This window comes from Parazoarcus sp. PS-13 R2A (assembly GCF_057621855.1).
The window spans coordinates 37117-49105 of record NZ_JBYEXN010000018.1; the positions used below are offsets into that span (position 1 = coordinate 37117).

Sequence of the window (11989 nt, forward strand, 5' to 3'; positions counted from 1 at the left end):
CGGTTCAGAGAATGAGTTTGAGGATGTAGAGCGCAGCCATGCCCGCGCCGATCGTGGCCAGTACGCTGCCGCTGCGCCAGGCGACCAGCGCGGCAATCAGTGCTGCCCAGGGTTTGGGCGCATCGAGCGCGATGCTGACAGCGCCGGCGTCGATGAACAGCGCACTCACGGTGAGAGCGGCGAAGCTGGCCGGTGCGATGTGCCGGCACAGCGCATGGAGCCAGCCGGGCAGCCGATCGCCCGCGAACAGCCCGATCATGGCGTAACGATAGAAAAACGTGACGGCACCGACACAGACCACCAGCGCGATCAGCGCAAGCGTGCTCATCATGCCTGCTCCCGACGGCGTGCCGTCCACACCCCGGCACCGAGCCCCGCAAGGATCGCAAGTACCAGCCCGAGCTTGAACGGCAGTGCGGCGAACAGCAGTACGCCGCCACCGGCTGCAAGCGCCGCGGCCTGACCGGGGCGCTCGCGCAGCAACAGGGTGAGCAGGGCGATGAAGGTCAGCGGCACCGCAAAATCGAGCTCCCATGCGGGCGGAATCGCTGCGCCGAACACGAGGCCGAAGGCGGTGGACAGCTGCCACGCGAACCAGAGCGTGAAGCCCGCACCGAAGAAGTACCAGTGGCGCAGGTCGGGCCCTTCGGCAGGCGGGCGCGCCTGGTAGCGCAGCACCGCGACAGCATAGGCCTCATCGGTCAGCAGGTAGGCCAGCAGCATGCGCCAGCGCCTGGGCAGGTGACCGACGTAGGTGGCCATCGAGGCGCTGTACAGCAGGTGGCGCAGATTGAGCAGACCCGAGGTGAGCGCGGTGGGCAGCATACCGGCGCCGGCAGCCAGCATCTGCACGATGACCAGCTGAGCCGCACCTGCAAACACCACTGCAGATGCGAGTTGCGCAAGCCACGCGGGGATGCCGGCCGCCAGGGCAGAGATGCCGTAGAGCATGCCGAAGGGCACGGCACCGAGCAGCAGAGGGGCTTCATCGCGGCAGCCCGCAAGGAACTCGCGCAGTGCCAGACGGCTCATCGCCCGCCGGCTCCGGGCGCGTCGAGCGCCACGTTGGCAGGCAGCTGATCTCCGTTCCACGGTGCGACCTTGATCAGCAGCAGCATGCCCGGTATGGCGAGGAAGAAACACAGCCAGAAAAAGCTGTACCAGCCCATCGCTTCCACCAGCCAGCCTGCGGTGGCATTGATGAAGGTGCGTGGCACCGCCATCAGGCTGGTGAACAGGGCGAACTGGGTCGCGGTGTAGGCCGGGTTGGTGGTCCGGGCCATGAAGGCGACGAACGCCGTCGTGCCCAGTCCGGCGCCGACCGCCTCGCCCGCAATCACGGTGGCGAGCACGGCCAGGCGGGCGGCGTTGGATTCGCCGGGTCCGAACCATGCCATCCACACGAAGCCGAGAATGGTGACGAACTGCACCACGCCGAACAGCCACAATGCGCGGTTGATGCCGATCTTCACCATCCAGATGCCGCCGAGGATGCCACCGATCACCATCGGCCACAGGCCGGCGTTCTTGGCGATGATGCCGATCTCGGTCTTGGAGTAGCCCATGTCCAGATAGAAGGGCGTGGCCAGTGCGGTGCACAGCGAGTCGCCGAGCTTGTAGAAGAACAGGAAGGCGAGCACGAGCAGCGCGGACTGCACGCCGTGGCGACCGAAAAACTCGCGGAATGGCTCGATCACGGCGTCGCGCAGGGTGCGCGGGCTGCCGGCCGCAGCGAAGGGCTCTTTCACCGACAGGGTCATGAACAGGCCGGGCAGCATGAAGGCGGCGGTGATCATGAACACCATGCTCCACGGCAGGTGATCGGCGAGGATCAGCGACAGCGACCCCGGCACCAGCCCCGCGATACGGTAGGCATTGACGTGAATCGCGTTGCCCAGGCCGAGCTCTTCGTCAGGCAGGATCTCGCGGCGGAAGGCGTCGAGCGCAATGTCCTGGGTGGCAGAGAGAAAGGCCAGCGTGGCGGTGAGGGTGATCACCAGTGGCAGGTGATCGACCGGTGACAGCTGACCGAGCCAGGCAATCGAGGCCACGAGGCCCAGCTGCGACACGAACATCCAGCTGCGCCGGCGCCCGAGCCAGGGCAGCAGGCCGAAGCGGTCGAGCAGGGGTGCCCACAGGAATTTCCAGGTGTAGGGAAACTGAATCAGGGCAAAGGCACCGATCGTCTTGAGAGACAGACCTTCGGTCTTGAGCCAGGCCGGAACCAGATTCAGCAGCAGGTAGAGGGGCAACCCCGAGGCAAAGCCGGTGAAGATGCAGATCAGCATCCGGCGGTTGAGCAGGGTGTTCAGCCAGGCAGGGCGGGAATGGGGCACGGGCGGCTTTGGCTTGGTCGAAGCGGCGATTATCCCAGATCGGCGGCCTCAGGGGCGGCCGCGCATGGAATCAGCGTGTTACCGCGCCCTTGCGGATCAGCACCTCGATTTCGGCTGCCGGCAGCGGTTTGCTGAAGTAGTAGCCCTGCAGTTCGTCACAACCAAGCTCGTGCAGGCGCGCGACCTGGGTTGCGGTTTCCACGCCCTCGGCGATGACCGACAGGCCCAGATTGTGGGCCAGCGAGACCGCAGCGGCGACGATTGCGGCATCGTTGGCGTCGGTCTCGATGTCGGAGACAAAGGAGCGGTCGATCTTGAGGTGATCGAGCGGGAACAGCTTGAGGTAGGACAGCGAGGAGTAACCGGTGCCGAAGTCGTCGATCGCGATCTGCACGCCGAGCTGCTTGAGTCGCGTGAGCAAGGCGGCAGCCTCGTCGGGTTTTTCCATGATCGAACTCTCGGTGATCTCAAGTTCGAGCAAGTCCGGGCGCAGCTCGCTGCGGGCAAGCGCATCGGCCACGCGGGTGGTGAGTTCGCCTGCACGCAGCTGCCTTGCGGACAGGTTGACCGACATGCGCAAGGGCGGCAAGCCGGCCACCTGCCACTGCCGGGCCTGACCGCAGGCGGTATCCAGCACCCAGTCGCCCAGTTCCACGATGATGCCGGTTTCTTCTGCGATCGGAATGAAACGGACCGGCGGAATCAGCCCGTCGACCGGGTGGCGCCAGCGCAGCAGGGCTTCGACGCCCTTCAGTGTGCCCTTGGCCGCGCAGTACTGGGGCTGGTACCAGAGTTCGAACTGTTGATGCTGGAGGGCCTGGCGCAACTTGCGTTCGAGTTCGATGCGCTCCATTGCGCTGCGGTTGAGTTCCTCGGCGTAGAACTGGAAATTTGCACGGCCGAGCGACTTGGCGTGATACATCGCGGTATCGGCGTTGCGCATCAGCGCCGAGGTGGTGTCGCCGTCGCCGGGGAAGAGGCTGATCCCGATCGAAGGTGTGGTGTGCAGCAGGCTCTCCCCGACGGTGTAGGGCAGGGAAAGGCGGTCGAGGATCTTGGCGGCGGCATGTGCGGCGTCGTTCTGGTCGTGGGTGCCCTGCAGGATCACCACGAACTCGTCGCCGCCGAGGCGGGCGACGATGTCGCTTTCACGCACGGTCTCGCGCAGCCGTTCGGCGACCTGCACCAGGAGCGCATCGCCGACATGATGGCCGAGCGAATCGTTGATGGTCTTGAAGCGGTCCAGATCGAGAAACAGCACTGCGAGCGGCTGCGCGTTGCGGACTGCGGTCGCGATCGCCTGCTGCAGGCGCACACCGAGCGAGAAGCGGTTGTCCAGCCCGGTCAGGGTGTCGTGATGGGCGAGGTGCTTGATTGCCGCTTCGGCGCGTTTGCGCTCGGTGATGTCGGAGAAGATCGCGATGTAATGAGTGGGTGGCGCGCCGGCAGCCTCCCGCACCACGCTGATGCTCAGCCAGCGTGAATAGGCCTCGCCATTGGCACGGATACCGGTGGTTTCGCCCGCCCAGAAGCCGCTGCCTGCCGTTGCCTCCCACGGCGTGTCGTGCGCGGATGCCGTTTCCGCCTGATCGGGCACGAAGACCTCGCCGACGACGCGGCTGCCGGAAAAGCCGGAGATCACCTCGTGCGCCGGATTGACCGACAGCACGCGGTGCTCGCCGTCGGTGATCACGATGGCTTCCGGGCTGTGCTCGAACACCTTGTCTGCGAGCTGCAGGCGCTCTTCGGTTCGGCGGCGCTCGGTAATGTCGGTGTAGATGGTGACGAAGCCGCCGTTGCCGACAGGCCGGCCCTGAATGTCGAGCACCATCCCGCCCGGACGGAGGCGCTCGAAGTGATGGGGCTCACCACGTCGCGCACGCTCGAGCAGTTCGCGCGTAATCAGCTCCGGATCGCCCGGTCCGTACTCGCCGCGCTCGGCGTTGAACCGCAGCAGCGATTCGAGGCTGGGGAGCCCCGCCGCAAAGAGGCTGTCGGGGAAGTCGAGCAGACGCCGGAGCTGATCGTTGCAGGCAACGACCTGCAGGTCTTCGTCGATCAGCGAGACGGCACTCGGAATGTTGTCGATGATGGTGCGGAGAGTCTCGTTGTTACGTGCCAGCTCCTCTTCGATGCGCTTGCGTTCGGTGATGTCGGTGTAGGTGGTGATGAAGCCCGCCACCTTGCCATCGAGCCACAGGGGTTCGCCGATCACGAGATGCGAACGTCCGCTGGGTTTGGTGCGCTCGATGCAATGCGGCTTGAACTCCTCGGCCAGCGCGCGGCGTTCGCGCACCTTCTCGAACGGGTCGCCCGGACCGTAGTCGCCGCGCTGTGCGGCCACCATGATCAGCTCGTCGAAGCTGACGTTCCTGACCACGACCTCGGGCGGAAGCTCGAGTATCTCGACGAACAGTGCGTTCCAGTACTGCAGCCGCAGGTGCTCGTCGAAGACGCTGATCCCTTGCGGAAGATGGTTGACGATGGCGGTGAGGTAGGCGGTCTGGCGGTGCAGCTCCAATGCAGTGTTCTGCTGTGCGGTGATGTCCTGAACCGTGCCGATCGCGCGCAGCGGTCTGCCGTTCGCGTCGAGTTCGATGCGCAACTCGTTGTGGAAGTAGTGCACGGTGCCATCGGGGTGAATCACCCGGTAGGAGAAGGCACCGCCCTCGCCCGAAGCGTAGGCGGCCTTCAGCGTCGAGGCCAGCTGTTCGCGATCGGCAGGATGAACACGACGCATGAAACCCGCGTAGCTTGCCGGTTCGTCGGCCGGGATGCCGATCAGCTCGCGTGTCTGCCGCGACCACCACAGGTGGTCCTGCTTCAGGTGGCGCTCCCAGCGTCCCAGCTGTGCCATCGACATGGCGCCTTCGAGTTCGTCGTGCAGCGCTTCCGCCGCCTCGCGGCGCCTGGATTCGGCCACGAGTGCCGTGTCGCATGTGCGGTATGCCTGCTGCCAGAAGCGCCTGACGGCGAGTGCAGCTGCCAGCAGCAGGGCAGCCATCACGATCGCGGCGACGAGCGCGCGCGCGCGCAGGCCGCTGAGCATTGTCGAGCGATCGATCTGGCTCAGAACGACCCAGTCGGTGCCTGTGATCCGGCTCGCCGCGGCCTGAACCGGGGCGCTACCGGCTTCGAGCGTGCCGCTGTGTGCCGTGGCCGATGCCAGGGTGGCCCGCAGCAGGGGCTGGTCTGCGGGAATTGGCGCCTGCAGTGTGTGGGTACGCAGGTTCGGCTCAAGCGGGATGAACTGGGTTCCAGCATCCATCAGCAACAGGTTGCGTTTCCCCGGGCGGGATCCGAGCCGTCGTTCGAGCATTGGAAACACATGGCGCTCGGGCCGGATGCGCAGCACGATCGAGTGCACCGCCCACTCTTCTTCGGGCTTTGCCACCGGGACGACGAGGTCGATGTAGCTTTCGCCGTTGCCGTCGTACTGCAGCTGGCTGAGCGCCGGCACGCTGTTTCCGAGGGTCTGCGCAATCAGCCTGCGTGATTCCGCCGAAACCGCAAATGGCTGGCCCGTCGCAAACAGCGGGTGTGCCCCGGCGCCGAGGACCAGGGCGCCTGCATAGTCGAATACCTCGACATAGCCCCGGAGCCAGTAACGGATGTCGGCATTCGACAGGTTCCCGGACCTTCGAATCTCGTCATCCAGCCGTGACAGCGCGAGGCCGTTCCTGCGCAGCACGTCGCCGTCGCCGATGCGTTCGGCGCGCCAGCGCTCGAAGTCGTCGCTCAGCATCTGCGCAGTCATCTGCAGTTCGGCGCCGGCGTCGCGCTCCAGCTCGTCCGCCTGATGGGCGTAGAAGGCCCAGAACGCGATCGCGAACGCTGCGATGAGTGCGCTGACGGCTACGAGCAGCGGACGCGGCAAGTCGTGGCGTGGCGGCGGGGATGAGCTCTGGCGGGGGAAAATGACGCGGGTTCCGATTCTGGTTGTGCACCATGATGCAGTCGTTCCGGGGTGGAACGAGCCGAGATTCTGACAGCCGCCCTCTATGCAAACAACCTTGCAGTGCAGCGCGGAAAGTCCCGAATAATTCCACGTTTACACAATTCGATACGTTCCTTGCACTTCCCTCCAAGTCCGACAACAATGCGGCACAACATGAGTCCAGACCAAAGGAGGAGGCCGGCATGTCGCAAACCGTGATCGTGTCATTCGGCGAAGACCGCGAGTACGAGTTTCTCGTGCACGACGCGGACGTGGCCGGGATGGAAAGGGATCAGGCCCGTAGCTGGTTGGCGAAGGAGTTCGAGGATCTCGAATGCACCCCGTCCAACCCCATGGGCAAGATCCTGGTGCTGGACATGATCCTCAACGTTGCAAAGTACGGCGGCGAGCATCGTTTTGAACAAGGCGGGGACTGGGCGAAGAAGTTCGCTGCCGTCACTGCGGTCGTGCTCGCGCGACCGGTCATGAAAGTGGATGTGAGCAACTTCACTGTTGGCTGAAAGCGGCTTGGCACCGCATGGTGCGCCGCAAAAGAACACGGGTTTACGGGCAGGAGACGACTGCGCTTGAACGGCTGGTAAACAGGCCGGAAAGCGCTAGAAACCGCTCTGGCAAACATTTGCCAGAGCGGTTTTTTTTCGTCCGAATCCGCGAGTTGTGACACTAGGTAGTTTCCCTAGAGCCATTGCAATCATTGAGATTCGCTCTAATACTAAGGGTGCAGACGGGAAATATTGCTGCAATGCATGAGTCATTTTTGGTGCATCCGCGGCCCCGTTTTGGTGCCTCGTCCATCTGCCTGGTGCGCAATGCTTCGCCAAGGAATATTGCGTGTCGGCAGACCCTGTGTAATCTCTGGAGATGTCGTATGAAAGTAGTCAAGACTACCCTCGCACTTGTCGCCGCAACTGCTGCACTAGGTGTGAGCACTCAGGCAAGTGCCGGCTCGACGCTGGATGCCGTGATGAAGAAGGGTTTCGTACAGTGTGGTGTCAGCGATGGCCTGCCCGGCTTCTCCTACACCGATGAAAAGGGTCAGTTCAAAGGGATCGACGTCGATGTCTGCCGTGCGGTCGCCGCTGCGGTTTTCGGCGATGCAAAGAAGGTCAAGTTCACTCCGCTGACCGCAAAGGAACGCTTCACCGCCCTGCAGTCGGGTGAAGTCGATGTGCTGTCGCGTAACACCACCTGGACCAGCTCGCGTGACTCGGCGATGGGCCTGAACTTTGCCGGTGTGACCTATTACGACGGCCAGGGCTTTCTGGTCAGCAAGAAGCTCGGCGTGAAGAGTGCCAAGGAGCTCGACGGTGCGGCCGTGTGTATTCAGGCCGGTACTACCACCGAACTCAACCTGTCGGACTACTTCCGCACGACCGGCATGAAGTACACCCCGATCAGCTACGACAAGTCTGATGAGACGGTGAAGGCGCTTGAGGCCGGCCGTTGCGACGTGCTGACCTCCGACCAGTCCCAGCTTTACGCGCAGCGCATCAAGCTCGCCAACCCGGAAGGCTACGTCGTGCTGCCGGAAGTGATCTCGAAAGAGCCGCTTGGCCCCGTCGTGCGTCAGGGTGACGAGGAATGGTTCGACATCGTGCGCTGGACCCTGTTCGCGATGATCAACGCCGAAGAAGCCGGTCTGACCGCGAAGACCGTGGAGCAGGAAGCAAAAGCCTCCAAGAACCCGGACGTGCGCCGTCTGCTGGGTGCAGAGGGTGAACTGGGCAAGGACCTCAAGCTGCCCAAGGACTGGGTCGTTCAGGTCGTCAAGCAGGTCGGCAACTATGGTGAAGTCTTTGACCGCAACGTTGGCGCAGGCAGCGAACTGAAGATCGCACGCGGCATCAACGCACTGTGGAACAAGGGCGGCCTGCAGTACGCACCGCCGGTACGCTAAGCCGGATGGCCACCGTCGCAAGACGGTGGCCATACTCTTGTTTACAAGGACGTTTCCATGCAAAGTGATGCGCCCAAGGCTGCCGCTCCGCGGGGATCGCTACTGACCGATCCCAAGGCCCGTGCCTGGACCTTTCAGATCCTCTCCATCCTCGTCGTCGTCGGCGTAGGCTGGTACCTGTTTCACAATACTCAGCAGAACCTTGCCAATCGCGGCATCACCTCTGGCTTTGCCTTTCTCGACAATTCGGCCGGCTTCGGCATTCTGCAGTCGCTGATCGACTATACCGAGCGCGACAGCTACGGCCGGGTGTTCGTCATCGGCCTGCTCAACACCCTGCTGGTGTCGGTGCTGGGCATTTTCTTCGCTACGGTGCTCGGCTTTCTGCTCGGTGTGGCGCGCCTGTCGCCCAACTGGCTGATCAACAAGCTGGCCACCGTCTACATCGAGATTTTCCGCAACATTCCGCCGCTGCTGCAGATCTTCTTCTGGTATTTCGCAGTGCTGCGGGCCATGCCCTCGCCACGGCAGAGTTACAGCTTTGGCGAAGCGGTGTTCGTGAATATCCGTGGTGTGTACCTGCCGGCGCCCGAGGCCGCGGGCGGACTCATGCCCTTCCTGATCAGTCTGGTCATCGTGATCGCAGCCTGGATCGGGCTTGCGCGCTGGTCGCGCCGTCGTCAGGAAGACACCGGGCAACGTTTCCCCGTGCTGTGGGTTTCCCTCGCCTTGCTGGTGATCGTCCCGGGCATGGCCGCAATGCTGTTCGGCAAGCCCTTCCACTGGTCGTTTCCCGAGCTGACGGGCTTCAACTTTGTCGGCGGCTGGGCGGTGATTCCGGAACTGGTCGCAATCACCTTTGCGCTCAGTATCTATACCGCTGCCTTCATCGCCGAGAACGTGCGTTCCGGCATCCTCGCCGTCAGCCATGGCCAGACTGAAGCGGCGCGTTCGCTCGGTCTGCGTTCGGGGCTCATCCTGCGCCTGGTCGTCATCCCGCAGGCCATGCGGGTGATCATTCCGCCGCTGACCAGCCAGTACCTGAACCTGGTGAAGAACTCCTCGCTTGCTGCCGCCATCGGTTACCCCGATCTGGTGTCGCTGTTCGCGGGCACGGTGCTGAACCAGACCGGACAGGCGATTGAGACGATTGCCATCACGATGTCGGTGTATCTCGCCATCAGTCTCAGCATCTCGATGCTGATGAACTGGTACAACAAGCGCATCGCCCTGGTCGAACGCTAGAGAGTCGAGCTCATGACTACACATACTTTCAAACCGAGTCTTCCGCCGCCGAACATGTCGGTCGGCGCCATGGGCTGGATCCGGGCGAACCTGTTTCCGAACTGGTTCAACTCCCTGCTCACGCTTTTCGCGCTCTACATTGTGTGGATCACCATCCCACCCATCCTCAACTGGGCGTTTTTCAGTGCCGACTGGATTGGTGACAACCGTGAAAGCTGCACCAGCGGTGGTGCGTGCTGGGTGTTCATCAAGGTGCGCATGGCGCAGTTCTTCTATGGCTTCTACCCGGAGGAACTGCGCTGGCGGGTGGACCTGACGGTGCTGCTGGCCATCTTTGGCGCTGCGCCGCTGTTCATCAAGGCCATGCCGCGGAAGCTGCGTTACGGTGCGGCCTTCCTGCTGGCCTACCCGGTGCTTGCCTACTGGCTGCTCCATGGCGGTTTCATGGGAATGACGCTGGTGGAAACCAGCAAGTGGGGCGGCCTGATGCTGACCCTGGTGATTGCGGTCGTCGGTATCGCGGGCGCCATGCCGCTGGGCATCCTGCTGGCACTCGGACGGCGCTCGGACATGCCGGTGGTCAGGGTGATCTGCGTCACCTTCATCGAGTTCTGGCGCGGCGTGCCGCTGATCACCGTGCTGTTCATGTCCTCGGTGATGCTGCCGCTGTTCCTGCCTGAAGAGGTGAACATCGACAAGCTGCTGCGGGCGCTGATCGCGGTCACGCTGTTCGAGGCCGCTTATGTGGCCGAGGTGGTGCGGGGTGGCATGCAGGCGATCCCGAAGGGACAGTACGAGGCCGCCGGTGCGATGGGTCTTGGCTACTGGCGCATGATGGGCCTGGTCATTCTGCCGCAGGCTTTGAAGCTGGTGATTCCGGGCATCGTGAACACCTTCATCGCGCTGTTCAAGGACACCAGCCTGGTGATCATCATCGGCTTGTTCGATCTCTTCAACAGCATCCACCAGGCCACGGTCGACCCCGCCTGGCTCGGCTTCGCGACAGAAGGCTATGTATTTGCGGCCCTCATGTTCTGGATTTTCTGTTTCGGTATGTCCCGCTATTCGATGCACCTGGAGCGCAAGCTCGACACGGGCCACAAGCGTTAGGAGTTTAGGTAATGAGTGAAGCCAAGATCAAACATGCGCTCGGTGACAAGGAAATGATCCGCATCGAAGGCATGCACAAGTGGTACGGCGAGTTCCACGTGCTCAAGGACATCAACCTGAGCGTGCGGCAGGGCGAACGGATCGTGCTGTGCGGCCCGTCCGGTTCGGGAAAATCAACGACGATCCGCTGCATCAATCGCCTCGAAGAGCATCAACAGGGCAAGATCATTGTCGATGACGTCGAACTCACTTCCGACCTCAAGCACGTCGAGGCCATCCGCCGCGAAGTCGGCATGGTGTTCCAGCACTTCAACCTTTTCCCGCACCTCACCGTGCTGGAGAACTGCACGCTGGCGCCGTTGTGGGTGCGCAAGATTCCAAAGCGTGAGGCGGAGGAGATCGCGATGGAGTACCTCAACCGCGTGAAGATTCCTGAGCAGGCGAACAAGTACCCGGGCCAGCTTTCGGGCGGTCAGCAGCAACGGGTGGCGATTGCGCGCGCGCTGTGCATGAAGCCCAAGATCATGCTCTTCGACGAACCCACCTCGGCGCTCGACCCGGAGATGGTCAAGGAAGTGCTCGACACCATGATCGGACTGGCTGAAGACGGCATGACGATGCTGTGCGTCACCCACGAAATGGGCTTTGCCCGCACCGTGGCCGACCGCGTGATCTTCATGGACAAGGGCGAGATCGTCGAGGAAGCCGAGCCCGAGGTCTTCTTCTCCAATCCGAAGTCCGAGCGCACCAAGCTCTTCCTGGGTCAGATCCTGAACCACTGATCTCCGTGGACGAAAAAACGCCCCGCCGGTGCAATGGCGGGGCGTTTTGCATTTCAGCAGCCGGATCTGTCGATCAGTCGCGCCCGAGGCGGTACACCGCCATGCTGCCGAGGAAGTTCGGTTCGTCCACCACCACCTTGCCATCGTCGAACGCCAGGCGTTCGCGCACGGCGATGCCGTTCATTTCGCACAGGGCGTCGAAATCGGCGATGGTGAAGAAGCGCACGTTGGGCGTGTTGAACCACTGGTGCGGCAGGCTCTCGGACACCGGCATGCGGCCGTTGATGATGCTCTGGCGGTGACGCCAGTAGCCGAAGTTGGGAAAGCTCACCACAGCTTCGTGGCCGACACGCAGCATCTCGGCGAGGATGCCCTGTGTGTTGTGCATCGCCTGCAGCGACAGGCTCATGATCACGTGGTCGAAGAAGCCGTCCTCGAAATCGCTCAGGCCCTTGTCCATGTTGGCCTGAATCACATTGACGCCGTTCTTCACGCAGGCCAGCAGCTTGTCGGGGTCGTTCTCCACGCCGTAGCCCTGCACCTGGCGGACGTCGATCAGGTGCTTGAGCAGGCTGCCGTCGCCGCAGCCGAGGTCGAGTACTTTTTCGCCCGGCTCGATCCACTGGGCGATGACTTCATAGTCATAACGGTAGGCAGCCAT

General features: G+C 62.9%; 10 protein-coding genes. 5 read left to right on the forward strand and 5 right to left on the reverse strand.

Features of this window, described 5'->3' with window-relative positions:
* Nucleotides 1-4: 4 nt before the first annotated feature.
* The 4 genes from AC22G6_RS16040 to AC22G6_RS16055 form a co-directional block, all read right to left on the reverse strand.
* Nucleotides 5-331, reverse strand: a complete 327-nt coding sequence (locus AC22G6_RS16040; protein WP_487367584.1) for an AzlD domain-containing protein — start codon at nucleotides 329-331, stop codon at nucleotides 5-7.
* On the reverse strand, nucleotides 328-1032 hold the full coding sequence (locus AC22G6_RS16045) for an AzlC family ABC transporter permease (protein ID WP_487367585.1): 705 nt from the start codon (nucleotides 1030-1032) through the stop codon (nucleotides 328-330). The genes AC22G6_RS16040 and AC22G6_RS16045 overlap by 4 nt, the downstream gene beginning before the upstream one ends.
* The gene (locus AC22G6_RS16050; protein WP_487367586.1) at nucleotides 1029-2336 is read right to left on the reverse strand and encodes an AmpG family muropeptide MFS transporter; all 1308 of its coding nucleotides are present in this window, start codon (nucleotides 2334-2336) and stop codon (nucleotides 1029-1031) included. The genes AC22G6_RS16045 and AC22G6_RS16050 overlap by 4 nt, the downstream gene beginning before the upstream one ends.
* Before the next feature lie 70 nt (nucleotides 2337-2406).
* A complete protein-coding gene (locus AC22G6_RS16055; protein ID WP_487367587.1) occupies nucleotides 2407-6213 on the reverse strand; it encodes an EAL domain-containing protein in 3807 nt (1268 codons plus the stop codon).
* A 263-nt stretch (nucleotides 6214-6476) separates the two neighbouring features.
* Here AC22G6_RS16055 and AC22G6_RS16060 point away from each other — a divergent pair, with 263 nt between their 5' ends.
* The 5 genes from AC22G6_RS16060 to AC22G6_RS16080 all read left to right on the forward strand — a co-directional run bounded on the left by AC22G6_RS16060 (nucleotide 6477) and on the right by AC22G6_RS16080 (nucleotide 11328).
* Nucleotides 6477-6794, forward strand: coding sequence for a hypothetical protein (locus AC22G6_RS16060; protein WP_487367588.1), 318 nt, complete (start codon nucleotides 6477-6479; stop codon nucleotides 6792-6794).
* Nucleotides 6795-7162: 368 nt separating this feature from the next.
* Nucleotides 7163-8191: an amino acid ABC transporter substrate-binding protein gene (locus AC22G6_RS16065; protein ID WP_487367589.1), complete on the forward strand. Its 1029-nt coding sequence runs from the start codon at nucleotides 7163-7165 to the stop codon at nucleotides 8189-8191.
* Between the two features lie 57 nt (nucleotides 8192-8248).
* On the forward strand, nucleotides 8249-9436 hold the full coding sequence (locus AC22G6_RS16070) for an amino acid ABC transporter permease (protein ID WP_487367590.1): 1188 nt from the start codon (nucleotides 8249-8251) through the stop codon (nucleotides 9434-9436).
* Nucleotides 9437-9448: 12 nt separating this feature from the next.
* The gene (locus tag AC22G6_RS16075) at nucleotides 9449-10546 is read left to right on the forward strand and encodes an amino acid ABC transporter permease (RefSeq protein WP_487367591.1); all 1098 of its coding nucleotides are present in this window, start codon (nucleotides 9449-9451) and stop codon (nucleotides 10544-10546) included.
* Between the two features lie 53 nt (nucleotides 10547-10599).
* A complete protein-coding gene (locus tag AC22G6_RS16080; protein ID WP_487367631.1) occupies nucleotides 10600-11328 on the forward strand; it encodes an amino acid ABC transporter ATP-binding protein in 729 nt (242 codons plus the stop codon).
* A gap of 73 nt (nucleotides 11329-11401) precedes the next feature.
* Here AC22G6_RS16080 and metW read toward each other — a convergent pair whose 3' ends face one another.
* Entirely contained in the window at nucleotides 11402-11989 is a 588-nt protein-coding gene (gene metW, locus AC22G6_RS16085; RefSeq protein WP_108949887.1) for a methionine biosynthesis protein MetW, read from the reverse strand.